This window comes from Streptomyces sp. HD, from assembly GCF_028369295.1.
Classification (GTDB): domain Bacteria; phylum Actinomycetota; class Actinomycetes; order Streptomycetales; family Streptomycetaceae; genus Streptomyces.
Genome location: NZ_JAQMYP010000039.1, coordinates 16,991 through 43,649, shown reverse-complemented (window position 1 = coordinate 43,649; position 26,659 = coordinate 16,991). Strand labels below are relative to the sequence as shown.

General features: G+C 71.5%; 11 protein-coding genes and 1 pseudogene. 10 read left to right on the top strand and 2 right to left on the bottom strand.

All coding sequences use genetic code 11. The features are described from left to right. Window positions 1-84: 84 nt before the first annotated feature. The 8 genes from POF73_RS31575 to POF73_RS31540 all read left to right on the top strand — a co-directional run bounded on the left by POF73_RS31575 (window position 85) and on the right by POF73_RS31540 (window position 10,124). Window positions 85-531: an acyl-CoA thioesterase gene (locus POF73_RS31575; protein ID WP_272122361.1), complete on the top strand. Its 447-nt coding sequence runs from the start codon at window positions 85-87 to the stop codon at window positions 529-531. 61 nt (window positions 532-592) lie between these two features. Further along, window positions 593-1,993 (top strand): FAD-binding oxidoreductase, encoded by a 1,401-nt coding sequence (locus tag POF73_RS31570; protein WP_272122359.1) that lies wholly within the window; start codon window positions 593-595, stop codon window positions 1,991-1,993. Then, window positions 1,990-3,486: a flavin-containing monooxygenase gene (locus POF73_RS31565; RefSeq protein WP_272122357.1), complete on the top strand. Its 1,497-nt coding sequence runs from the start codon at window positions 1,990-1,992 to the stop codon at window positions 3,484-3,486. Before POF73_RS31570 ends, POF73_RS31565 begins: the two co-directional genes overlap by 4 nt. Before the next feature lie 81 nt (window positions 3,487-3,567). Further along, window positions 3,568-4,533 carry an alpha/beta hydrolase gene (locus tag POF73_RS31560; RefSeq protein WP_272122355.1) on the top strand — a complete coding sequence of 322 codons (966 nt, stop codon included), beginning with the start codon at window positions 3,568-3,570 and terminating at the stop codon, window positions 4,531-4,533. Between the two features lie 9 nt (window positions 4,534-4,542). Then, window positions 4,543-5,961 (top strand): aldehyde dehydrogenase family protein, encoded by a 1,419-nt coding sequence (locus POF73_RS31555; RefSeq protein ID WP_272122353.1) that lies wholly within the window; start codon window positions 4,543-4,545, stop codon window positions 5,959-5,961. 81 nt (window positions 5,962-6,042) lie between these two features. Continuing rightward, window positions 6,043-6,465, top strand: a complete 423-nt coding sequence (gene panD, locus POF73_RS31550; RefSeq protein ID WP_272122351.1) for an aspartate 1-decarboxylase — start codon at window positions 6,043-6,045, stop codon at window positions 6,463-6,465. A 73-nt stretch (window positions 6,466-6,538) separates the two neighbouring features. Next, window positions 6,539-8,386: an asparagine synthase (glutamine-hydrolyzing) gene (gene asnB / locus POF73_RS31545; RefSeq protein WP_272122349.1), complete on the top strand. Its 1,848-nt coding sequence runs from the start codon at window positions 6,539-6,541 to the stop codon at window positions 8,384-8,386. A 343-nt stretch (window positions 8,387-8,729) separates the two neighbouring features. After that, window positions 8,730-10,124, top strand: coding sequence for a hypothetical protein (locus POF73_RS31540; protein ID WP_272122347.1), 1,395 nt, complete (start codon window positions 8,730-8,732; stop codon window positions 10,122-10,124). A gap of 84 nt (window positions 10,125-10,208) precedes the next feature. On the opposite strand, the pseudogene POF73_RS46345 reads toward POF73_RS31540, so the two are convergent. Continuing rightward, window positions 10,209-10,316 (bottom strand): annotated as a pseudogene (locus tag POF73_RS46345) (transposase); the annotation flags it as partial. Between the two features lie 261 nt (window positions 10,317-10,577). Between POF73_RS46345 and POF73_RS31530 the strand changes: the two are divergent. Beyond that, window positions 10,578-12,956 carry an AfsR/SARP family transcriptional regulator gene (locus POF73_RS31530; protein WP_272122471.1) on the top strand — a complete coding sequence of 793 codons (2,379 nt, stop codon included), beginning with the start codon at window positions 10,578-10,580 and terminating at the stop codon, window positions 12,954-12,956. A gap of 117 nt (window positions 12,957-13,073) precedes the next feature. After that, window positions 13,074-25,577: a non-ribosomal peptide synthetase/type I polyketide synthase gene (locus POF73_RS31525; protein WP_272122345.1), complete on the top strand. Its 12,504-nt coding sequence runs from the start codon at window positions 13,074-13,076 to the stop codon at window positions 25,575-25,577. Here POF73_RS31525 and POF73_RS31520 read toward each other — a convergent pair. Then, the gene (locus POF73_RS31520; RefSeq protein WP_272122343.1) at window positions 25,522-26,559 is read right to left on the bottom strand and encodes an LLM class flavin-dependent oxidoreductase; all 1,038 of its coding nucleotides are present in this window, start codon (window positions 26,557-26,559) and stop codon (window positions 25,522-25,524) included. The genes POF73_RS31525 and POF73_RS31520 overlap by 56 nt on opposite strands. Window positions 26,560-26,659 lie beyond the last annotated feature (100 nt).

Sequence of the window (26,659 nt, the reverse complement as noted above, 5' to 3'; positions counted from 1 at the left end):
ACGATTCGGATTGACTCGCTTCAGGTCCATTCCTAGTGTTCCCGGAACGCAGGCACTATGTCATCGCGAGAGGATCGACGCATCATGCCACGTCTCGTGCAGTCCGCGACGAATATCATGCGCGACGTCAGCGTAGAGGCCACGGCCCGTGTCCGCTGGGGGGAGTGCGATGTGCAGGGGCACGCCTACTACGCCAGCTACATTCCCTGGTTCGATCTCGGGCGAGAGAAATTCGCGCTCGATATCGGTGCCGACTATCGGAAGTATCAGATCGCCACCACCGATCTTCAGGTCCGCTACCACGGCGCCGCCAAGTACCTGGACGACCTGGTGATCAGGACCTGGGCAGCCACTCCCGGGACGCTCACGTATTACTACGAGATCTACCGGAAGAACGGCGGTCGGCTCATCGCCGAGGCCCGTACGGTCCATGCGTTCGTCGATGCCGAGCGTGGCGTGCTGACCAAAATTCCGGACGACATGCACCAGGCCTTCGTGAAATTCCTAGAAGATCGCCGGAAAAGCGCGTGAAGGCCCGTGGGGAACAGTCCGGAGAAATTTCCAGGACGACTCGAAAATCTGGAGACATTTCATGAAGGATGATGTGTTGGACCGCTTGCGCGGGCTGCTTCTCGGCGAGGTGCTGGGGCCGCAGGACGCCGGATACGACACCGCCCGCCGCGTCTACAACGCCATGATCGACAAGCGGCCCGCGGTCATCGCCAGATGCCTGGGAACCGCGGACGTGGTCAACGCGGTCCGCTTCGCCCGAGAAGAAGGACTGCCGATCGCCGTCCGTGGCGGCGGCCACAGCGTCGCCGGCCACGGCACCTGCGACGACGGCATCGTCATCGACCTGTCCCCGATGCGGGGCGTTCACGTCGACCCGGTGAACCGCACGGTCCGGGTGCAGGGCGGTGCCCTGCTGGGGGACGTCGACCGCGAGACGCAGCTGCATGGTCTCGCGATTCCCACCGGCCAGATGTCCGAGACCGGCATCGCTGGGCTCACCCTGAACGGCGGCGTGGGCATGATGCTCCACAAGTACGGTCTGACCTGCGACAATCTCCTCTCCGCCGACATGGTCACGGTGGACGGCGAACTGGTCACGGCGAGCGCCGACCGCCGTCCGGAGCTCTTCTGGGCGCTGCGTGGGGGCGGCGGCAATTTCGGCGTGGTCACCTCCTTCGAGTTCCGTGCACACCCCGTCGGGCCGATGATGCTCGCCGGATTCCTGGCACACCCGGTCGAAGAGGCCCCGCAGGTTCTGGAGTTCCTGCGGGACTTCAGCGCCACCAGTCCGGCACACCTGAGTGCCGACGCCCTGTTCATCCACGCCCCGGAGGCGGGTTTCGTCCCGGCGGAATTCTGGGGAATGCCGCTGGTGACGCTCTTCGTCCGCTATTTCGGACCGATGGAAGACGCGTGGGAGGCCGTACAGCCGCTGCGTGACTTCGGGAACCCGCTGTACGACAGCGTGGGCCCGATGCCGCTGGTAGCGGTGCAGTCGATGCTCGATACGTTCACGCCGGCCGGCAATCTCCATTACTGGACCAGCGAATTCGTACCCAGCCTCGGGTCCGAGCAGATCGCCGCCCTCGCCGCCATGGGCAGCGACCTCCCCTCGTCGCTCACCACCATCAATGTCCACCCCTTCGACACGGCGGCCACCGAAGTCCCGCCCGACGCCACCGCTTTCGCACACCGCGAGGACAGCTGGCTGATCCATGTGATCTGCCAGTGGAAGGACGAAGCCGATTCCGACCGGTGCCGCGCCTGGGTGAAGCAGACCGGCAGACTGCTCAAGCGATTCGGTTGTGGAAACACCTACCTGAACACCACCTCCGAAGACGACGAGACCGACCGCGTCCGAGCGTTCTGGAACGAGCACCGTCTGGCGCGCCTCGCCGAGGTGAAGGCCGAATACGACCCGGACAACGTGCTGCGGTTCAACCACAACATCCCCCCGGCGGCCCGCGAGTCCGGGTCATGAATCACTCGGCGTCCGCACAGCGGTCCCGGCGGGTCCCCCATGTGGTGATCATCGGCGCCGGGGTGAGCGGCCTGGGCCTGGCCATGTCCCTCAAGCGTGCCGGGCACCACGAATTCACCATCGTCGAAAAGGGCGACGACATCGGCGGGGTGTGGCGGGACAACACCTATCCCGGCGCGGCCTGCGACATCCCCGCCCCCTTGTACTCCTACTCGTTCGCACCGCATGACTGGTCACAGCGCTACGCCGGGCAGCAGGAGATCCTCGACTACCTGCGCCGCTGCACGGACCGGCACCAGCTGCACGGGCATCTGCGGCTGCGTACCGAAATCCGCGCCGCGCACTTCGACGAGCTCGCCGGACGCTGGCGGTTGCACACACAGTCGGGTGAAACTCTGGAGGCGGACGTCCTGGTACCGGCCTGTGGCCAGCTCAGCCGCCCCTCCTACCCCGAGATACCCGGCGCCGACCGCTTCAAGGGGCACGCCTTTCACTCCTCGCGCTGGCACCACACCCATGACCTGAGCAACCGCAGAGTCGCGGTTGTCGGAACGGGCGCAAGCGCCATCCAGATCGTGCCCCAAGCTGCAAAGAAGGCCGCACATCTGACGGTCTTTCAACGATCGGCACCCTGGATAGTGCCCCGCTGGGACCGGATCTACCCCCCGCGCAAGGGCATCCGCCGACGGCTCGCCCACAAGGCGGCACGCCTGGGGTGGTGGCTCTTCAACGAGCTGACCGTGCCCGGCCTGACCCGCCGCCGGCCGATCATGCGCCTGTCGTCCTACGGCTGCACCGCGCAACTGGAGCGACAGGTCGACGACCCCGCCGTCCGGGCACGCCTCACACCCCGGGACGAAGTGGGGTGCAAGCGGATCGGCATCTCCAGCGACTACTACCCGGTCTTCAACGAACCCCACGTGGAGCTCGTCACCGATCCCATCCGCGACATCACCGAAGACGGCATCCGCACCGAAGACGGCGCCGAGCACCGCGTCGACACCATCATCTACGCGACCGGCTTCACCGCCACCGACTTCCTCACCTCCCTCCACATCACCGGAAGCGGCGGCCGGAAGCTGGCCGACACCTGGCGCGAGGGCGCACGCGCCTACCTCGGGATGACCGTCCCCGGCTTCCCCAACATGTTCCTGCTCTACGGACCGCACACCAACGTCGGCGCCGGATCGGTCATCTACATGGTCGAGAGCCAGATCCGCTACGTCCTCGACGCCGTGCGGATCCTCACCAGCGGAAGCCGGCGGATCCTCGACGTACGGCCTCCGGCCGAGGAGGCCTTCACCGCGGAGATGCGCCGACGGGTCCAGGGCACCGTCTGGTCGACGTGCCGCAACTGGTACCGGGGAGCCAACCGCTACGTCACCACCAACTGGCCGGGCCAGACCGCCGAGTACCGCCGCCGGACCCGGCGGCTGAACCTGGCCCATTACCGGCCCGACAGCCAAGGACACACCCCCGGCACCCCACCGTGACGCGGCCGTCCGCCGCACCCGGATTCCGCTGTCCCAGCATTCCGCCGGCCCCGAAATCCCAGCTGTCCCAAAGGAGTTGCCGTGTCGTTGCACCCGGAAGCCGCCGCCTTCCTCGACCGCCTGGAAGAGCAGCGCATGCCGCCCCTCGACCAGGTGGGCGTCCCCACAGCTCGCGAGCTGATGAACGGTCTACGGCAGGCCCAGGGCCCCGCCGAACCGGTGGAAGCGATCACCGAGACCTGCGTTCCCGGCCCGGCCGGCCTGCTGCCCGTCCGCGTCTACCGGCCTGCCCGACGCCCCGGTCCGCGCCCGCTGCTGGTGTTCTTCCACGGCGGAGGCTGGATCGCCGGGGACGTCGAACTGGTCGACAAGCCGCTGCGGAGCCTGGCCAACGCCAGCGGCGCCGTCGTGGCGAGCGTCGAGTACCGGCGGGCCCCGGAGACCCGGTTCCCCGGGCCCACCGAAGACGCCCATGCGGCCGTCGGCGCCCTGGCCGCGCGGGCGGAGGAGTTCGGCGCCGATGCCGGGAGGCTGGTGGTCGCCGGGGAGAGCGCGGGCGGCAATCTGGCCGCTGCCGCCTGCCTGATGGCCAAGGACCGCGGTGGGCCGCAGATCGACCTGCAGATACTCATCTGCCCCGTCCTCGCGCCCGCCGAGAACTCCCCGTTCGACTCCTACCGGCAGTACGCCTCGGGCTACCTCAACACCCGGACCGCCATGCTCCACTTCTGGGACCTCTACCTCCCCTCGCCGGGAAAGGCGGCCCACCCGTACGCCTCCCCGCTGCTCGCCACGGACCACAAAGGTCTGCCGCCCGCGCTGATTCTCACCGCCGAGTGCGATCCGCTCAGAGACGAAGCCGAGGAGTACGGCCGACGTCTGCAGGCCGACGGCGTACCCGCCGCCGTCCGACGCCATGACGGCGCGCTGCACGTCTTCTTCCTGCTCCCGGGACTGACCGCCGCGCGTCACGCGAGAGACCACATCGCCCACACGCTGCGCGGCCACTTCGGCACACCGCGGCCACCGCGACCCCGTGCACGCTAAGGAGCTCATGTGCCTGCATACGACCACATCTACATCGACGGCTCATGGAAGCCGTCGCACAGCACCTCGACGCTCACCGTCCTGGACCCCACGACGGAGCAGCCGCTGGCGCTGGTACCGGACGGTACGGCGCAGGACGCCGACGACGCCGTCGGCGCGGCACGCGCCGCCTTCCCCGCATGGTCACGTACCCCGGTGGCCGAGCGCACCGGCTACCTGGACGCCATCGCCGCGGAACTGGGGCGCCGTGCAGGCGACTTGGCCCAGCTGATCACCCGCGAGGTCGGAAGCCCACTGGCGTTCTCCCGGGCCGTACAGGTCCCGCTGCCCATCAACAGCTTTCTGCAGGCAGCGCGGACGGCCGGTGCATACGGCTTCGAACAACGCCGAGGCCCGTCGCTGGTCGTGCGGGAGCCCTACGGAGTGGTCGCGGCGATCACACCGTGGAACTACCCCGTGCACCAGGTGGCCGCCAAGGTTGCCTACGCGCTGGCCGCCGGGAACACCGTTGTCCTCAAGCCCAGCGAACTCGCGCCGCTCAGCGTCTGGGAACTGACCGACATCATCGATTCCGTCGGGCTGCCGCCGGGAGTCTTCAACCTCGTCAGCGGCACCGGCCCCACCCTCGGGGAAGCTCTCGTCACGCACCCGGGAGTCGACGTGGTCTCCTTCACCGGCTCCACGGCGGCCGGCCGCAGGGTCGGCTCCCTCGCCGCCGACAGCGTGAAGAAGGTGATGTTGGAACTGGGCGGCAAGAGCCCTGCGGTGATGCTGCCGGACGCCGACCCCGCCCTGGTCGTCCCCGCGGTGATGGCGGCGGCGTACCTCAACAACGGGCAGACCTGCTCCGCCCTCACCCGCCTGATCGTGCCGCGGGCCAAGCTCCGCGAAACCGAGGAACTGGCTCGCGCCGCCGCCCCGTCCTGGACGCCCGCGAACCCCGCCTGCGAACACACCCGACTGGGGCCGCTGGTCTCCGCCGCCCAACGAGACCGGGTACGACACCACATCGGCAACGCCCTGGTGAGCGGAGCGAAGCTCGTCACCGGTGGTGCGGCGCCGCCGCCGGAACCCGGCCGGGGGTACTTCGTCCGCCCCACCGTGCTCTCCCAGGTCACCCGCGACATGGCCATTCACCACGATGAGGTGTTCGGCCCGGTCCTCGTCATCGAGAGCTACGACAGCGAGGACGAAGCCGTCCGCATCGCCAACGACACCGTCTACGGCCTGGCCGCCGCGGTGTGGTCGGCCGACGAGGACCGCGCGCTGGACGTGGCCCGCAAGCTCCGGGCCGGACAGGTTCAGATCAATGGCGCGCGCTTCGACCCCAACGCGCCGTTCGGCGGCTACAAGCAGTCGGGCAACGGCCGCGAAGGAGGCCGGACGGGTCTGGAGGAGTTCCTGGAGACCAAGGCCATCCAGACCTGACCCTCCCGCACCCCGTGCCCGACCGCCGGCCTCACCTTCCCGTATCCCCGAATCCGCACAAGCACCCATGGAGGGCGAACCATGTACTACCGCACCATGTTCAAGTCCAAGATCCACCGCGCCACCGTGACCCAGGCCGATCTGCACTACGTCGGATCACTGACCCTGGACGCCGACCTGATGGACGCAGCAGGGCTGCTGCCGGGGGAGAAGGTCGACATCGTCGACATCAACAACGGCAACCGCCTGTCCACCTACCTCATCGAAGGACCCCGAGGCACCGGCGTGGTCGGCATCAACGGTGCCGCGGCCCGGCTGATCAATCCCGGCGACACCGTCATCGTCATCTCCTACGCACACATCTGGGACTCCGACGCATCCGGGCTCGTCCCCAAGGTCGTTCATGTGGACGGCAGCAACAAGATCGTCTCTCTGGGATCAGACCCGGCCGAGAGCACGCCCGACGGCACCACCGAGCGCGGCGACCACATCCACGTCGACTGAATCCGGCCCGGCCAACGGCTGGCGCCGGCCAATCCGGACCAGCCGAGCCGCCCCAGCACCTTACGGAGTAGGCATGTGTGGCATCACAGGCTGGATCGCCTTCGACACCGACCTCACACATCACCAGGAAGCCGTCGACGCCATGACCCGGTCCATGGCCGCCCGGGGCCCGGACGCATCGGGAGTTTGGATCAGCCGGCACGCCGCCCTCGGACACCGGCGCCTGGCCGTCATCGACCTCGACGGCGGCGCCCAGCCCATGACCGAGGAGACGGCGGACGGCCCCGTTGTCATGACGTACAGCGGCGAGGCGTACAACTTCGTCGCCCTGCGCCGTCACCTGCGCGGGCGCGGCCACCGCTTCCGTACGTCCAGTGACACCGAGGTTGTGCTCCGCGCCTATCTTGAGTGGGGCGACCGGCTCGTCGACCACCTGGTGGGGATGTACGCCTTCGCCATCTGGGACGGCCGTCGCGACCGGCTGCTGATGGTGCGCGACAGGCTGGGAGTCAAACCGCTCTACTACCACCCCACCGCCGACGGCGTTCTGTTCGGCTCGGAGCCCAAGGCCATCCTCGCCCATCCCCGGGTCGAGGCAGCGGTCGACCACGACGGACTGCGGGAGATCATGCTGGGCGTCAAGACACCTGGCGTCGCGATCTGGCGGGGGATGCGGGAGGTTCACCCGGGATCCCTGGTCACCGTCGAGCGTGGCGGGGTGCGGGAAGCCCCTTACTGGCGGCTCACCGCCCGCCCGCACACGGACGATCTCGCCACCACCCACGCACACACACGTCAACTCCTCAGCGGCACGGTTCGCGAACAGCTCGTCGCGGACGTCCCGCGATGCCTGCTGCTGTCCGGCGGACTCGACTCCAGCGCGATCGCCGGATTCGGCGCCGGCGAACTCGACGCGCACGGACAGCGCCTGCGCACCTTCTCCGTGGACTTCCTCGGACACGCCGACCGGTTCACTCCCGACGCCCACAATGTCAGCCCCGACGCACCCTACGTCCGTGCGGTCGCCGCATTCCTCGGCACCGATCACACCGATCTGGTGCTGGACGGCGCCGGCCTTGCCGACCCCGGCCTGCGCCACGCCGCCGTCAGGGCGCGCGATCTGCCCGTCGGGCGCGGCGACATGGACCATTCCCTGCTCCGGCTGTTCACCGCGATCCGCGACCACGGCACCGTCGCCCTGTCGGGAGAAGGCGCCGACGAGATGTTCGGCGGCTACTGGTGGTTCCACGATGCCGCGCTGCGCGAAGCCCCCGGATTCCCCTGGCTGATCGCGGCGCTCGGCCGTGTACGCCAAGAACGCGCCTTCCTTCCCCAGGATTTGTCGACGGCACTTGACCTGCCCGGACACGCCACCGGGCGCTACCGCGAAGCGGTCGCCGAGACCCCGTCGCTCGACGGCGAAGACGCGGCACAACGCCGCTCACGCGAACTTCTCCACCTCCATATGACGCGCAGCCTCGCGGGCATGCTGGAACGCAAGGACCGGCTCAGCATGGCGGTCGGGCTGGAGGTGCGCGTGCCGTTCTGCGATCACCGCATCGCCGAGTACGCGTTCAACATCCCCTGGTCCTTCCATGTCGCTGACGGCCGGGAGAAGAGCGTCCTGCGGGCCGCCGCGCGCCCGGTCATTCCCGACACCGTTTTCGGACGGCTCAAGAACCCCTATCCGATGACCCGGGACCTGGGCTATGTCCGCTCGCTCCAAGACCAGATCCGCCAAGTCCTGACCCACCACCCCGGCCACGACGTCTTCGCCTTGTTCGACAAGACCGCAGCGATGAAAGCGGCATCGGCGGACCCCGCAGACCACCCGAACCCGCACGGGCACCGAGCGGCGCTGGAGAAATTCCTCGACCTGCGCACCTGGCTCGACATCTACCGCCCCGTGCTGATGCTGTGACCGCCTCGGGTCACCGAGCCACCAGGTCACCGGACCGCAAGGTCACTCCGAGTCCGCGACACCGATTGCGTGAATTTCACACCCACCGAACACTCCCTGGTCGGCGACAGTGCCGATGTGCGTGCGGGGGGACGGGCAACCCAACAGCGCGCCGCTCTCGGCCCACGAGAAGAATTCTCACGCCATTGACACCGCTTCGCGGTATTTCTTCCATTGTGGTAGCCCGCCACCACGAGGCCCCGTCCCACGAGCGACCTGCTACTTCGTCCATTTCGCACGCCGGCCCCTCCCGCAGGCAGAAAGCGGGTGAACGGCAGGGCGTGCCCGTACAGCACGAGGCACCATGGACTCCCACCGAGCCGTCCGCCACCCCCTTGCACTGCTCCGCGAAGGAGCCGGCCTGACGCATGGCGCATACGCGCAACTCGTCGCGGAAACCCATGCCGCACTCGGATTCGGAAACATGGCAGCCCGTCGGGAGAAAGTCGCCCGCTGGGAATCCGGCAAAGTGATACCGGAAGCCAAGGCGCAGCTCGCCATGGCCCATGTGCACGGGATACCGCGTGCGGAGGTGCTGCGCCTCGGCTGGCCCGATTGGCTCTTTGCCGCCACCGGCCATTCCGAGCTGCTCACCGCACCCTGGACCTGCGACACGGCGCTCCAGGCCCTGGACCGTACCGGTAAGGCGACGTCCAGGCCGGTGGAAAGGGGGTACCAGGCGCTGTCCTGCGAAGAGGGCATCGCCGACCTGGCCGCGTCCTGGCTGGCGGCGGCAACCGGCCCGCGATGGCAGCCCGCCGACGGTCACCAGCGCATCGACGGTTCGATCGTGGACCTGCTGGAGCAGCGCCAGCTTCAGCTGCATGATCTCCTGGTGACGCTCGGAGCCCGCGCCGTATGGCCGCTGGCGGACGCGGAACAGCGGGCGATCTCCGATCTCGCCCGTAGCGCCTCCTGTGACGAGGTCACCGGTGCCCGCCTCCTGGCTCTGGCGGCAGACGCCACGAGCTTTTCCGGACTGCGCGCGTTCGAACTGGGAGACAACATGCGCGCTCAGTCGTCCTACATCGCCAGCCTGCGGGCAGCGGCCGCCGCAGGGGACTCCCAACTCGGTGCGTATGCGCTGACCCTGCTGGCCAGGCAGAAGATCGATCTGCGCGATGTGGCCGGTACGCATGCCCTCGTCGACGCCGCCGAGCGGCTCTGCGTTCATTCGCGCCCCAGTCCCCGCCTGTCGGCACATTTCGCGATCACACGGGCCCTCGCCAGCGCACTGCAGGGCGACAGGGAAGCCGTCGAGCGTCATATCGAGGCAGCCCGTACCCTCCACTCGGCATCCCCGCACGACGACGATCCGAGCTGCGTCGACTGGGTGACCCCCGAATCAATACTCATCCAGGCCGGCAATGCCTATGTCTATCTCGGCGACCGGGCCAAAGCACTGGAGTACCTGCTCCCACTCTTCGATGTCACTCCCGACGACCACCCCACCGAAACCGCGATCACACAGCGTGACGTCGAGTTCGGTGATGCGCACATCGCCTTGGCGTATGCCACCTCCGGAGAAATGGACATGGCAATACAATGGGCGAGAAGAATTCCCCCTGCGCTGAAAAAATCCCGGTCCTACCCGGTGAAAGTCTATTTCCAGCGCGTTCTGTCCAAACTCAACGAGCACCGCCGCACGCCGGCCGTACACGAGTTCCTGAGGGAACAGAAGCTCGTGGCCCAGGTCTAGGGCCTGGAGAGTGGACGGGTTCCGGTTCCGTGGCGGGCAATACGGGCAACAGCCGGCGCACGGGCCGGTTGCATCCTCACCCGGGCGAGCGGCGATCGGTTGCACCGACTTGCGCCGCCCGGCCAGCAGCACCCCTCGCAGATACTCGCCCTGCCATCGGCGCTGATCAGGCCGCGCAAGCGGCTCGAACACCTCCGACGCGAAGTCCTTCGGACGGCACCCCCCAGGGCACTTGCGGGTGATCGCGACGGTCGCTGTGCTCGACGTCCTTGTCGGACATGGTCTGCTCTCCTGTGCGTGTGGTGATCACCGGGGTGGACGCGGTCCGTGACCGGAGGTGCACCTCGGCCCGACATGATCGGCCGGAGGTGCCGCGGACTATGGTGGAATCGCCACGGACCGCACATTCCGTCGGTGGCCGGTGACCCGCGACGGGGGAGGGCGGTGGCAGACGTGCGCCCTGACTTCGGTGTGCTCGGACCGGTGACGGCCTGGGACGCGGACGGGCACGCGATCGCCCTGAAGGGGCCGCGACACCGGTCGGTGCTGGCGCGGCTGATCGTTGCCCGGGGCCGCGTCGTGCCCGTCCTCCGCCTCGTCGACGATCTCTGGACCGACCCGCCCGCCGACGCCGTGGGCGCGGTGCGCACCTTCGTCGCCGCCCTGCGCCGTGCCCTGGAGCCCGACCGCCCGCCCCGCACTCCGGCCCGGCTGCTGGTCACCGAGGGCCCGGGCTACGCCCTGCGCGCCGCGACGGACGCGGTCGACGCCTGGCGGTTCGAGCAGACGGTCGCGGACGCCGCGGCGCTGCCGCCCAAGGAGGTGGCCGTACGGCTGGAGGAGGCGCTCGGCCGGTGGCGCGGCCCCGCCTACGCGGAGTTCGCGGAGCAGCCGTGGGCCCGGGCCGAGAGCCGCCGACTGGCCGAGCTGCGCCTGCACGCCGTGGAGCTGCGTGCAGAGGCGCTGATGTCCCTCGGCCTGGCCGACCGGGCGGCAGCGGACCTTCACGCGCACGCGGCCGAGCATCCCTGGCGCGAGAACGCCTGGCGGCTGCTGGCCCTGGCTCTGTATCGCACGGGCCAGCAGGCAGACGCGCTGGACGTGCTGCGCCGCGCCCGTGCGCTGCTGGCCGAGCAACTGGGCGTGGACCCGGGCCCGCGACTGCGCACCCTGGAGACGGACATCCTGCGGCAGGCCGACCACCTGGACCAGGCGCGGGATCGACTTGGCCGGGAGCCGGACCGCTTCGGCCAGCGGCCGGACCGCGTCGGTCGGGCGCGGGATCGACTCGGTCAGCCGTCGGACCGCCTCGGCCAAGAGGAGGACCAGCGGGACCCCCTTGGCCAGGAGCAGGACCCCCTCGGCCGTGGCTTGGACCACCCCGCTCATGAGTCGGACCACCCTGCCCATGAGCCGGACAACCCCGCGGGCCGGGTCTGGGAGCAGGTCGCCGCCGCCTATGACCGCACCGTCGCGCCCGACGCCCGGGCACGCCTGGAGTCGACGACCGGCCTGTTGCGCAGCCTCGCCGTGACCGGAGGCAGCGGACTGCTGGCCGCCCGCGAGCACCGGGTCGCGGCGATCGCGGCCGCGGAGGAGCTGGGCGACGCGGAACTGACGGCCCGGGTGATCGGCGCCTACGACGTCCCGGCCATCTGGACCCGCGTGGACGACCCGGAACAGGCGGCACGCGTGGTCGCGGCGGCCGAGCGCACCCTCACCGCCCTGCATGCGCTAGGCCAAGGCCAAGGCCAAGGCCAAGGCGAGGGCCAGGGCCACGGGCATGAGGCGGCCAGGGCCCGGCTGCTGGCCACGATCGCCTTGGAGTCGCGCGGCACTCCGCACACTCGCCGCACCCCGCATACCCACGGCACCGCGCTCATCCATGGCACCGCGCTCACCCGCGGCGCCGCGCTCACCCGCGACACCCCTCGTGCCGGCGGCACCCCGCACACCCCCAGCACCCCACCTGCCGACGCCACCGCCCACGCCCGTGCCTCCCAAGCCGCCCGCCAAGCCGAAGAGATCGCCCGTCGGTTGGACGATCCGGTGCTGCTGGCGTTCGCCCTCAACGCAACCTTCATGCAGTGCTTCGACCGCACCGGGCTGGCGCCGCGCCGTGACGAGATCGGTGCGGAGCTGGTCGCGCTCTCGGCCCGCAACGGTCTGGCCAACTTCGAGATCCTCGGCCACCTCGTCCGGCTCCAGGCTCGCAGCGCACTCGGCGACTTCACCACGGCGGACCGCCATGCGGCCGCGGCGGACGCACTCGCCGTACGTCACGAACGGCCGCTGGTGGGCGTGTTCACCGGGTGGTATGCCGCACTGCGGCTGGACGTCACCGGCCAGGCACCGGCAACGGAGGTCGAGGCGGCCTACCGCAGCGCGGCCACCCTCCTCCACGACGCGGGCATGCCCGGCCTCACCGAAGGCCTCCTCCCGCTCGCCCTCCTCTGCCTGCGCCTGCGCCACGCACAGCCTCTGCACGCCGATGCCGATGCCGACACCCACGCCGATGCCGACACGGACTGGGGCCCGTACGCCCCCTGGGCACACCCTCTGCTCCTCCTCGAACAAGGCCACCACGCCGAGGCCACCGAAGCCCTCCATACGACGCCCGACCCACCCCGCGACCTCCTCCAAGAGGCCCTGTGGTGCCTCACCGCCCGAGCCGCACTGGCCCTCGGTGACCGGCCGTCCATGGCCCGCGCCCACACCGCGCTCACCCCGGCGGCGAACCAACTGGCCGGTGCCGGCAGCGGTTTGCTCACGCTGGGCCCGGTCTCGGCACACCTTGCCGACCTGGCCGACGCCCTTGGGAAGCACGCGTGAACTGTTTGACGAAACTCGGGGTCGTACCCCTGAATGATCGAAATCGCTCGTGCCCGGCACCGGACTTCGGCAGGGCGCAGCCGCGGGCCCCGTCCGCCGCCACCTGAAAGGAAGCGCATGCCGACTCCCGGGCGCCGCACCGCCTCCACGCTCCTCGACATCCTGCTGCACGCCGCCGAGGAGACCCCGGAGCAGGTCGTCGTCCATGTCCGAGGAGACGGCAGCGAACACACCGTCACCTTCGCCGAACTCCACGACGACGCCCTGCGCGTGGCGGGGGGCCTGCGTGCGGCGGGCGTCGAGCCCGGTACGCCCGTCCCGCTGCTCGCCGGGCTCGGTGAGGACTTTCAGCCGATGTTCTGGGGCGCCCTGGCGGCGGGGCTCGTGCCCGTGCCGCTCGCTCCGGAGGCGGGTCGGGCGGGACCGGTGTGGGAGTTCCTCGGCAGGCCCGCCGTCCTGGTGGACGACTCCACCGAAACCCTGCTCGGCGAGTTCCCGGCGCCGGTGCGTGCCCTGCGGCTGGGGGCGCTGCGCGACGCCCGCCCGTTGCGCTCGCTGCCCGCGCGGCACCCACAGGACCTCGCCTTCCTGCAGTTCTCCTCCGGCAGCACCGGCGCCCCCAAGGGTGTGGAACTCACCCACGAGGCCGTGCTCGCCAACCTCCGGCAGATCCACGCGGCAACGGCGGTCACCTCGGACGACGTCGTCGCGACCTGGATGCCGTACTTCCACGACATGGGCCTGATAGGCACCCACCTCGTGCCCATGGCTGCGCGCCTGAAGCAGGTACGGCTGGAACCGCTGACCTTCGCCAAGCGCCCCGCCCGCTGGCTCGAAGCGGTGGCGCGGCACCGGGCCACCCTGTTGTCGGCGGCGAACTTCGCACTGGCGCTGGCCGTGCGGCGGGTGCCGGGGAGCACCTGGGCCGGGCTGGACCTGAGCTGCGTACGGCTGATGCTCGTGGGCGCCGAGCCGATCGCGCCGCGCGTGTGGCGGGAGTTCGGCGCCAAGGCGGGGGCGGCGGGGCTGGACGCCCGGGCCATGCTGCCCGTGTACGGGCTGGCCGAGGCCACGCTCGCGGTGACCGTGCCCCCGCTCGGGGAGATCGCCGAACCCCGGGCACTGGACCGGGCGGCACTCAGCCGGGGTCGGGCCGTTGCATCGGAGCCCGGAGCGGAGGCCGTCGAACTCATGGACGTGGGCCGCGCCGTGCCCGACTGCGAGATCCGGGTCACCGACGACTCCGGCGCGCCGCTCGGCGACCGGCGCGTCGGTCACATCGAGGTACGCGGTCCCCAAGTGGCCCGCGGCTACCACCGTGCCCCCGGCGCCGAATCCAACGCCGACGCCGACGCGTTCTCCGCCCGCGGCTGGCTGCGCACCGGCGACCTCGGTTTCCTGGACGAGGGCCGCCTGTGTGTCACCGGCCGTCACAAGGACGTCGTCTTCGCAGGCGGACGTACCTTCCACGCACCCGACCTCGAAGAGACCGCCGCCACCACACCGGGGCTGCCCGAAGGGACGGTGGCGGCGATCGGGTCCACCGATCCGGACACCGGTGGCGATCGGGTGGTCGTGTTCGTGCAGTGGGCGCGGCCCGCCCTGGCCACGGCCCTTCCGGTGCTCGACACGGTGGCGGCACGGGTCCGGGAAGCGCTGGGACACGACGACGTACGGGTGTTGCCGCTGCCCCCGGGCGCGTTCCCCCGGACGACCAGCGGCAAGCTGCGACGCGCTCTGATGCGCGCCCGGTTCGAGGCGGGCGCCTATGCGGCGGTCGAGGAGCGGCTGTCTGCGGGGCGGGCCGGAGCCGAGCCCGCCCGCGGGGAGGAGGGCGGTGCGCAGGGCGCCGCCGTGCCGCGCTCTCGGCGTGACGTCGAGGAGGCGGTGCGGGGGATCTGGGCCCGGACACTGGAGCTCCCGCCGGCGGACATCGACCGCAACGACCGGTTCTTCGCCCTCGGGGGCTCCTCGCTGAAGGCGATGGCGGTGCTCGCCGGGATCGAGGACGCCTTCTCCGTCAAGGTGGAGCCTCGGGTGCTGCGGGACCACGACACCGTCGCGGCACTGGCCGGGCATGTGCTGGGGTTGCGCACGGATCTTGACGGAGCGTCAGCAGGTCTGCGGCGGGAGGAGAGGACGGACGCCGGGCGCGTGGCGTCCGGCGAGACCACCGAGAAGCGGCCGGTGGCGGTTCTCGGAATGGCCTGCCGATTTCCCGGTGCGCAGAACCCCGAGGACTTCTGGGAGTTGCTCGGGTCCGGCCGCGACACGGTGACGGCCGTACCCGACGGCCGTTGGGAGAGCGCGCCGGGCACCCCCGGCCTCTTCGGCTCCTTCCTCCCCGAGCCCGCCCACTTCGACGCCGCCTTCTTCGGCCTGGACGACGACGAGGCCCGAGCGACCGACCCCCAGGCGCGGATCTTCCTGGAGCTGGCCCACGAAGCGCTGGAGCGCGCCGGGTACGCGGGGCCACGCCGGACCGGCCGCAGGATCGGAGTGTTCGCCGCCGTCGGTGACAGCGGTTACCGCGAGATCCTGGCCGCCGCCACGGACGGCGACCTCGCCGCCCACCGCGGAGCGCTCACCGGCAACCTGCCCAACCTGATCGCCGCCCGCCTCTCCCAGACACTCGACCTCGACGGCCCCGCCCTGGCGGTCGACACCGCCTGCTCCTCCGCGCTCGTGGCGCTCCACCTGGCACGGCGCAGCCTCCAGAGCGGCGAGTGCGACATCGCCGTGGTCGGCGGCGTCCAGCTCGCCCTCACCCCGACCGGCCACCGGCTCCTGGCCCGCGCCGGCGCGCTCTCCCCGACGGGCAGCAGCCGCCCCTTCGGCGCCTCCGCCGACGGAATCGTGCCCGGGGAAGGCGGAGCGGCCCTCGTCCTCGGCCGCCTGGACGACGCGCTGCGGGACGGCGATCCGGTTCTCGCCCTGGTCCGCGGCACAGCCGTCAACAACGACGGCCGCTCCCTCAGCCTGCTCGCCCCCAACCCGCGCACCCAGCGCGAGGTCATCACCCGGGCCTACGACGAGTGCGGCATCGACCCCGACTCGGTGTCGTACGTCGAGGCACACGGCACCGGCACTCCGGTCGGCGACCCGATCGAGGCGCAGTCGCTCGGGCACGCCTTCCCGCCCCGCACCGACGGCCTCCCGCGCCTGCTCGGCTCGGTCAAGGCCAACATCGGACACCTGCTCAACGCCGCCGGTATGCCGGGTCTGGTCAAGACGGTCCTGGCACTGCAGCACCGCCGGATCCCGCCCTCCCCGAACTCCGCCCCGCCCGCCCCCTACCTGGAACGCGTCGCCCCCGGCTTCGAACTCGTCACCGAGCAGCGGGAATGGCGTACGGCAGGGCCGCTGATCGCGGGCGTCAACGCCTTCGGCTTCGGCGGCACCAACGCACACGCCGTCCTGGAGGAGGCTCCGCCCGTACGGACGCCTTCCGCATCGCCATCCGCCGACGGCCCGCACCTGCTCACGCTTTCGGCCCACAGCGCCGAGGCCCTGCGGTCGGCCGTCAACGACCTGGCCACGTACGTACGGACGCACCCTGAGCTGCATGAGGCGGACATCTGCGCCACCGCCGACACCGCGCGCGACAGCGGTCCTCACCGCCTCGCCGTGGTCGCCGACGGTGACCTCGCGGACCGTCTCGCCGCCGTCCGCACGGCGGACTTCTCGGTGGCCCGGTCGCGTCCACGGACGGTGTTCCTGCTGCCGGGGCAGGGAGCCCAGAGACCCGGTCAGGGGCGCGCCCTGTACCGGGCGGCCCCGGTGTTCCGGGAGGTCCTGGACGAGGCATCCTCGCTGACGGGGCCCGTGCTGGGGCGCTCGCTCGCCGACTGGTGCCTCGATCCCCGGACGGATCCCGGTGAGTTGGCCAGGACGGAGGTGGCCCAGCCGCTGCTCGTCGCGTTCGGGGTGGGCCTGGCCCGGCAGTTGGGGGAGTGGGGGCTGGCCGCGGACGCCGTCGCCGGACACAGCGTGGGCGAGATCGCCGCCGCGTGTGTCTCCGGTGCGCTGAGCCTCGCCGAGGCGGTGGGGTTCGCGGCGGAGCGGGGGCGTCTGGTGGGGGACCTTGCGCTGCCCGGCGCCATGGCCGCGGTCAGGGGTGACGAGGACACCGTCGCCGAGTTCGTCTCGGCAGCCGGCGGCTCGCTGAGCGTGGCTGCCGTCAACGGGCCCGAGCAGGTGGTGATCTCGGGCACCGAGGACGCTGTGGAGCGGGCCCTCGCGGAGCTGGCGGTACGTGGCGTGGCCGCGCGCAGGCTCCGTGTCTCCCATGCCTTCCACTCGCCGCTTCTGGAGCCGGTCCTCGACCCGCTGCACGACGCCGCGAAGGCGCTGACCGTCAAACCGGGGGCCGTACCCATGCTGAGCACGGTCACCGGGGAGTGGCGGCCCGGACTCACACCCGACTACTGGCAGGCGCATGCCGTGCGGCCGGTGCGGTTCGGGGCGGCCGTGGGACGGCTTCTGGACGAGGGCTACGACACCTTCCTCGAACTCGGGCCGGGGAGCACGCTGGGCGGGGCCGTCCGTGCTGTTGCCGGTGCACGGGGTGCTCTTGACGTGGCGGTTCTGACGACGGGGCTTTCCTCGGAGTCGGGGCCAGAGGGGGAGCCCGCCGGGGCGCGGGTGCTGCTTGAGACGGCGGGACGATTGTGGGCTCGCGGTGCGGTTCTGGATCGGGCCGTGCTTGGTCGGACAAGGGTGGATGGGGCAGTGCCTGATCGGGCCGTGCTTGATCGGTCGGCCGTGCTTGATCGGTGGGCCGGGGTTGTCGGGCGGCCGAGGGTGCCTTTGCCGACGTATCCCTTCCGGCGCAGGCGTCACTGGCCGCGCAGGACCGGCGCGGTGGCTGTCGTACGGCGACTCGACTGGAGGGACGCGCCGCTCACTTCGGCGGCCGGGCCTCGCGTGGTGCGGCTGATCGGTGCGGCCCGGCCGCTTGGCCGGGCCCTGGCGGAGCGGCTCGTCGGCCGTGGGGTGACGGTGCTGGGGGAGGGCGGTGCGGACGGTCCGGTTGCCGCGTCGGCGGACACCGTGGTGTGGCTGGGAGGCGAGGAGGGCGCCGGCGACGGAAGCCGGGAGCGCGTGGATGCCGCCACCGACGCCGCCGTCACGTCACTGCGCCCCGTACTCGACGTCCTCGCCGCCGACTGCACGCGTCTGTTGGCGGTCACCGAGGACGCGTATGTCACCGGCAGCACTTCGACCGAACAGGCCCGTCCGGCGCAGGCACTGCTGCACGGCTTCACGCCGGCGCTCGCGCAGGAGCACCCAGGACTCGCCGCCCGCAGCGTCGACCTGTCCTCCCGCGACACGCTCGACGCCCGGGCCGACGCCTTGGAACGGGAACTGTGGTCGGTCCACGAGCCGGGTGCGGAGGGCGCGTTCGCGTGGCGCTCCGGGGTCAGGCTCAGCCGTACGCCGGCCGATGTGTCGGACGTCCTGGACGTTCCGGACGTGCCCGCGGTGCTCGAAGCCCTGCCGCCGGACGGCACCTATCTGATCACCGGGGGAGCGGGCGGGCTCGGCTCGGCGCTCGCCCGTGACCTGGCGGGGCGGGGCGCATGCGAACTGATCCTCACCGGGCGTTCCGACACCGCCCCCGACGATCTGCTCGTCGAGCTCCGGGCTCAGGGCGCCCGGGCCCGCTACCACGCGGCCGACGTGTCCGACGAAGCCGCCGTCGAGGCCCTGTTCGCCACACTGCCCCCGCTGGACGGGGTGTTCCACGCCGCCGGTACCGTCCGGCCGGGCACGCTCCGCGCCAAGACAGCAGCCGCGAAGGGCGGCGAGAACGGCCGGGAGAACGGCGGCGAGGAGGCCGGTGGGACCGGCGGTGGGACCGGCGGTGAGGAGGCCGGTGGGAACGGCGGTGAGATCGAGCGGGTGCTCGCCGCGAAGGTGCGAGGCACGGTGGTGCTCGCCGAGGCGTTGCGGCGGCACGGTCAGGCACCTGCCGTGTGCGTCGTCTTCTCCTCCCTCTCCTCCGTACTGCCCGACCTGGCGGGCGCGCTCGGCGACTACGCGGCGGCCAACGCCTTCCTCGACGCCTACGCAGCCGCCGAGCGAGCCGCCGGCCGACCCTGGCAGGCGATCGGGTTCGGTCCCGTATCCGACGCGGGACTGGCCGCCGGGGCACCGGCCCTGGCCCGACTGCGCGACCGCGGGCTCAGCCCCATGACCACGCGGGCCGCGATCGCCGCGCTGCGGGTGGCTGTCGCCTCCGATGCCGCGCACCTGCTGGTGACCTCCCCAGCACCCTCGACGCCGATGACCCCCTCGCCCTCCTTGCCCCCCGCGCCACCCTCGACACCGGTGACGCGCTCGGAGACGCCGGCGCCCGCCATCGCCGTCAAAGCGAACCCTCCCGGCGACGTGCACGTCATGGACCTGGTACGCCGCATGCTCGCCGAGGCACTGCACCGCACCCCCGAGGACATCGGCGACGACGAACAGTTCCTCGGCCTGGGGCTCGACTCCCTGACCGCCGTCGACCTCGCACGTCGCCTGGAGACGGAACTCGGGCTGCCCCTGCCCGCCACGCTGCTCTTCGAGTACCGGACGATCGGCGAGCTGACCACCCACCTCAGCCGGCAGACGCCAACCGCACCGCACGCCGCCCGCGCCGCGCACCGCGGCCAGGTGGACACCCCGCGCCCCCTCACGCCGCTCCAACGTGCCTTTCTCACCACGGAGGCCCTGTACGAAGGTGTCACCGCCTACGGCTACCTACGGCAGACCGTCCGCGGCCCCCTCGATCCCGAACTCCTCGGCCGGGCACTCGCCCACCTCGCGGCCCGCCACCCCATGCTGCGTCTGCGCGTCACCACGGACGGCACCCCGCCGCGCCAGTACGTCGCCCCTGCCGACCCCACCCACTCGGCTCCCCACTGGTACGAGGTGCACGAGCCGGACGCTGTGGCACCGCCGCTGCCCGACCTCGAACAGCGCCTGTACAACCGCCCGTTCGACCTGACGACCGAGGGCCCGGTGCGGGCCGTACTGGTCCGCGACCGCCTGGACGCCCACCTGGCCCACCTGCTGCTGGTCGTCCACCACAGCGCGGCGGACGGCTACAGCCTCAAGATCCTGTGCGAGGAGCTCTGGTCGCTGTACACCTCGCTCACCGAAGGGAAGCCTCTCCAACTCGCCACCCCGCACGCCGAGTTCGACGACTACGCGAACCTCCTCACCACCGACCGTCAGTCGCCTGCCTTCACCCGCGACCAGCAGTACTGGCGTGACCGCATCGCCGAGCACACCACGTCGGCGACGGCCCCGGCATTCCCGTACGACGGTGATCCGGAAGCCCTCCCGGAGCCCCCGCTCACCCACCACCAGACGACGGTCGACGCGACGCTCACGGCGGCGCTGCGGGAACTGGCCGCCCGGCACGAGGTCTCCCTCTTCCACCTGCTGCTCGCGGTGTACGGCCGCTGTCTGGCCCGCTGGAGCGGACAACGGGACGTCGCCGTGAACGTGGCGCGCGCCCGCCGCGAGGCGCCCCTGCCCGGAATCGACCGGCTCGTGGGACCGCTCGCCGACACACTGCCGGTGTTCGCCACCGTCGACCCGGACGAGCCCGTGACCACGCTGGCCCGGCGACTGCGGCGGATCTGGCACGAGGCGGAGTCCCACGCGACCCTCGCCAGCCCCGACATCGCCGCGCTGCTGCCCGCCAGCGGCCCGGCCCCGCGCACGGTCGCCCCGGCCGGCTTCAGCTTCGCCCGCTTCCCCGTGAGCCAGGGCCGCGACTGGCCGGTCACCGTCTCCCCGACCGCTGCGGCCACCGCCTCCGCCGCGACCCGGCTGGGACTGCTGTGCTGGGAGTCCGACACGGCCCTGCGCCTCTCCTGGAACCACCCCGCCCACCTCTTCCGAAGCGCGACAGTCGAGCGTCTCGCCGAGGAATACGTGGGCGAACTCCGCGCCGCGACCGGACAGCGGCCCTCGGGATCCGGCACATCGCCTGTCGCACGACCCCTGAGGCCGCCCGCCCCGGCGCCCGCCGTCGCAGCGCCCCTTCTGCCCCTTCAACCCCCTTCGCCGCTTCCGCTGACGCCCGGCGACGACGGAATCATCGAGCGCCTCCACGCCCGATTCCGCGCGACGCCGACCGCCGTGGCCATCAACACCGGCAGTACGACCCTCACTTACGCCGAACTCGATCACGCCTCCGCCACTCTCGCCGCCCGGCTACGGGCGACCGGCGTACACCCCGGCGACCTGGTCGGTCTGCTCACCGAACCCGGCGCGGACACCGTCATCGGCGTCGTCGGCGTCCTCCGCACGGGTGCGGGTTGGGTGCCCCTGGACGCCGGTCACCCCATGGCCCGCCTCCAGGACCAGGTGAAACGAACCGGCCTCGGCGTCGTGGTGTGCCACACGGCAACGCACACCACCACCTGCCGACTCACCGGCATCACCCCCATAGCCACCGACGACCCGTCCCCGCCTGCGTCGCCGCCTTCATCCGCGTCTCCGCCCGCACAGTGGCCGGTCCGCCCGCCGACACCCGCCGCCCCGGACGCCATCGCCTACGTGATCTTCACCTCGGGCTCCACCGGCCGACCCAAGGCCGTCCCGATCACGCACCGGTCCATGCTCAACTACCTCGACTGGTCCTTGACCACGTTCGGCTACGCCCCCGGCGACCACCTCGCGCAGACGGCATCCGTCTGTTTCGACGCCTCCGTACGCCAGTTGCTGGCACCGCTGCTGGCCGGAGCCACCATCCACACACTCACCCGAGACCTCCTGCGCGACCCCGAGGCACTGCTGGACCGCATCGTCAACGACCGTGTCACGGTGTGGAGTTCGGTACCGACGCTCTGGGAGCGGCTGCTGACCGCCGCCGAGACCCGGGTACGTCAGGACGGGACACCCCCGGACCTGTCCGCACTGCGCTGGGTCCACGTCGGCGGCGAGGCACTGCCCGCCGCCCATGTCCGCCGCTGGTTCGACCTGCTCGACAGCTGCGGGGGACAGGAGCACCGGGTCGCCAACCTGTACGGCCCCACCGAGGCCACCATCAACGCCACCTGCCACGTCATCGACACCCGGCCGGCCGACGAGGTACGCCGGCTGCCCATCGGCCGGCCGGTGACCGGCACCGAACTGGCCGTCGTCACCGAGGACGGACGTCCCTGCGCGCCAGGCGAGCCGGGTGAACTGCTCATCGCCGGAACGGGACTGACACCCGGTTACCTCGGCGAGCCGCAGCTCACCGCGGAGGCCTTCGTCGAGCGCGACGGCCGCCGCTGGTACCGCAGCGGTGACCGGGTCCGCCGAACCGAGGACCGCGAGGACGGCGCGTTGGAGTTCCTCGGCCGCCTCGACAGCCAGGTCAAGGTCCGCGGCCACCGAGTGGAACCCGGCGAGGTCGAGGCCGCGCTGCTCGCCCACCCGGACATCGCCCGAGCCGCCGTACTGCTCGTCGACGGACGTCTCGTGGCGTACGTCGAACCCCGACCCGGCGCGGACGAGCCCGACCCACGCGAGGTGCGCGGCTTCCTGTCGCGAACGCTGCCGCCGTACATGCTGCCCGGACGCGTCCACTCGATCCCGGCGATCCCGCTCACCGGCACCGGCAAGATCGACCGCAACCTGCTGGCGCGCGAAGCGGAGGGAACGACCGGCGCGGCTGCCCCTGCGGGAACGCCTGCCGGAACTCCTCCCGCCACCCCGACCGAGCACACCCTGGCGCGCATCTGGTCGACCCTGCTGGGCATACCGGACGTCACCCGCGAGGACGACTTCTTCGCGCTCGGCGGCGACTCCATCATGGTGCTGGAACTCTTCGCGCGCCTGCGCAAGGAACTCCCGGCGGTCCCGCGCCCGACCGCCCTCTACACCCACCGCACGCTGAGCGCACTGGCAGCGGCCCTCGACGCCGCCGCCACCGAGCCGACCTCCCTTTCGGACGTGGGCGCGGACGTGGACGCGGATGTGGACGCGGATGTGGCCCTGGACCCGGACGCGTCCTCACGCTCGGCGCAGCCCATGGCCCCCTACCCCCTCACCCCCTCCCAGCGCGGATTCCTGCTCGCCGACACCATCGACCCCGGGGCGGGTTCCGGCTGGCTCGCCCGGTTCCGGCTGAGCGGGCGGCTGCGCCATGACGTCTTCCAGGGCGCCGTCGACGTCCTGGTGGCCCGTCACCCGATGCTGCGCACCGTCTTCCCCGCGGGGGCCCGCCCGCCCATGCAGCAGGAACTGCCGGACTCGCTGCGCCTGCCCGTGGAGGCGGAGCCCCTCGCACACCCCGACCTGCTTCAGCAGCGCACCGCCGAGGAGGCACAGCGCCGACTGGAGCCCTGGGCCTGGCCGTTGCTGAGGCTGCGGCTGTTCACCCTGGCCCCCACCGAGCATGTGCTCCTGGTCCACGCGCACCACCTCATCGGCGACGGCTACAGCGCCGCCCTCCTGGCCCGCGAACTGCTCACCGTGTACGACCGCCTCGACCGCGGCCTCCCACACGGCCTGCCACCGCTCGACAGTTCCTTCCGCGACCACGTCGCCCTGTCCGCCGTACACCCGCACCCGAGTGGACCCGAGGCCGAGGACTACCGCGCCCGCCTCCGCGCGCCCTACACACGCCCCGTGCTGCGCCGGCCGGCAGCCGAGGAGGCCGGCGAGCAACCGGCGTTCCACACCACGGGATTCACCCTCGACGCCGCGACGACCGAGGGGTTGCGGCGACTCGCCCGAGACGCACAACACACCCTGTACGCACCGCTGCTCACCGCGTACTACCGCGCCCTCACCGAGCTCACCGGCCGACGCGACCTCGTGCTCGGACTCGCCGTCACCGGCCGCGAGGAGTCCACGGCGGACGCGCATCGGGTGTTCGGCCCGTTCGCGGAAGCGGTGGCCCTGCGTCCGACCCCGTCCGCCGACGGAGGGAGCAGCACGGATCAACTCGCGCCATTCGACGACGACTTGAGGCGTCTCGGCACCGAGACGGACCTGGCCCGGGCCGAAGGCCCCAGCGATGTGCGCACGGCGGCGGGACTGCCGATCCACGCCCAGTTCTTCTTCACCTTCCTCGACTTCACGTCCCTCGGATCCGAGACCGGTGTCGCAGGCGCAGGCGCAGGCGCAGGCGCAGGCGCAGGCGCAGGCGCTGGCGGTGCCGGAGACGGTGGCCTGACGCTGCGCACGGACGAGTCCGACACCGCCCTGGCCCCGCCTCCGGTGGGCACCGATGTGTTCCTGGCCGTGCGGCCGTTGGCGGATGGCGAGGGGGGTCTGCGCGTCACCGTACGGGCCCGTGCGGCGGCCCTCACGCCTCGCGAAGTCGCCGGGTTCGCCGAAGGGATACAGGCGCAGGTGAGGGACGCGCTGAGCGAAGCCGAACCGGCCCCCGCCCCAGTCCCGGCCCCCGCCCCAGTCCCGGCCCCCGCCCGCGGGCGCCGTCCGCACCTCGACGCCGCGCTCGTCGGATACTTGCCCGCCCCGCACCACCTCGCCGCCCTCGCCGGACTGCCGGCAGCGAGTCCCGGCCTCGGCCGCGAGGAGATCCGCGCGCTCCTCTTCCCGGACGGCCGCGCCCGACTGCTGGAGGAGACCGGGACCCCGCTCGGGAACTCCGGTTTCGTAGCTCTCCCCGTCTTTGCCGACGAACTGGCCTCGGGCGGCGATCTCGCGGCCCGCACCGCCCGAGCCGTCGAGCACGCCGCCTCCCTCGGTGCCCGCTGTGTCTCACTGGCGGGGATGATCCCTTCCCTCACCGGCTACGGCTACGACGTCCTGCGGGAGACCAGGACCGACGCGGCCCTCACCACCGGACACGCCACGACGACCGTCGCCGTGGTCAGGACCGTCCGCTCCGCGCTCGCGGCGACCGGCCGCCGACTCGACGAGCTCTCCCTCGCCGTCGTCGGATGCGGCTCGATCGGCACTTCGTCCCTACGCCTGCTGCTGGCGACCGCGCCCTGCCCACCGGCCCGACTGCTGCTCTGCGACCTGCCGGGCAGCAGGGCACGACTCCGGCAGTTGGCGGCGGACCTGTCGGCCGGGCATCCCGTGCTGCCGGTCGAGGCCGCCGAGTCGGGGCGGACACTGCCCCCGGAGGTGTACGAGGCCGATGTGATCGTCACCGCCGTGAGCGGCGCGACGGCCCTTTTGGACGTCGGCCGGCTCCGCCCCGGCACGATCGTCGTGGACGACTCCTTCCCGCACTGCTTCGACACCGCGAGGGCGCTGGAGCGGATGAGCCGCGACCAGGACGTTCTGGTCGTCGGAGGCGGTCTGCTGGCCGTCGACTCCACGCGGCCGCGGCTGAGTGAGGACCTGCCGAGCGTGGCGAGCACGGGGTTCGCCACCCGGTCCGGGATTTTGGGCACCCTGGCCTCGTGCCGACTGGAGTCCCTGCTCCACGCCCATCTGATGGACGACGGCCGACCCCGGAACGAACTCCCCCTGATCCACGGCCTCGTAGACCTGCCCCGGGCCCTCGCCCACTGGGACGCGGCCGAGGCCGCCGGAGTGCGGACCGCCCCGCTGCACCTGCTCGACCGTGTCCTCGAAGGCGACGGGCTGCCCCTCAGGCCTCCGAACGCCAACCCAGCGCCGGACCGAGGCGGATGGCGATGTCGGTGAGGATCTGCACGTAGTCCTCGTACTCGAAGGTGAAGGGCAGCGCGAACGCGACCTCGTCCACCTCGCGGAACGCGGCATGCGCATGGAGGCGTTCGGCGATCTCCTCCGCGGTGCCGACGAGGTCCGGGGCGAACAGCAGTCGGGCCGGGCCCTGCGGTGCGGTCGTCCGAGGGGTGCGCTTGGCGGCGTACTCCTCGTACTTCGCGCGCTGTTCGGGCGTGGCGGAGTCGGTGGGGATGACGACGAGGCCCTGGGAGACACGGGCGTGCTCGCCGTCGGGGTGATGGGCGCGGAAGGCGCGGATGTGCGCGAGCTGGATCTCCGCGAAGTCCGGCGCCCGCTCCGCGTCCTCGGGGCCCTCAGCCTTGACGACGCTGCTGGTCAGCAGGTTCATCCCCTGCTCGCCGGCCCACCGCGCCGAACGCAGGCTGCCACCGCCGTACCACATACGACCGCCCAGCCCCGGTGACTGCGGCTGCACCCGGTCCGCGAACACCTCGAATCCCTCGGTCCCGCTGAAGTCCGTGGCCGGCTTGCCCCGCACGAAGTCCAGCAGCCGCCGCACCCGCTCGTAGCCGAAGTCCTCGGCGTCGGCCGTGTCCGGGTACAGGGCCTCCTTGACGCGGTCGTAGTGCATCGGCGGGCCCACACTGACGCCCGGGTTGAGGCGGCCGCCGGACAGGATGTCGACCGTCGCGAGATCCTCGGCCAGCCGCAGCGGGTTCTCCCAGCCGAGCGGGATGACCGCCGTGCCGAGGTCGATACGGCGGGTCCGCTGGGAGGCCGCGGCGAGGACGGCGACGGGGGAGGAGATGCCGTACTGCAGATGACGGTGGCGCAGCCACGCACTGTCGAACCCGAGCCGCTCGCCCAGCTCGATGATCTCCAGGGTGGACTCGTGGCCGCGGCGTGGATCCGCCTCGTCGAAGAGTCCGATCGTGAGGAAGCCGAGCTTGCGCAGCGGGCGTGAGGTCGACGGCATGGACTCCTCCATCGTTGAACTTTCAATGGACGTGTTCCCGTGCCAACCCGATCGGCGCCCGCGCTGTTCCCGTCGCACGCGACCACTTCGACGGGGTCGT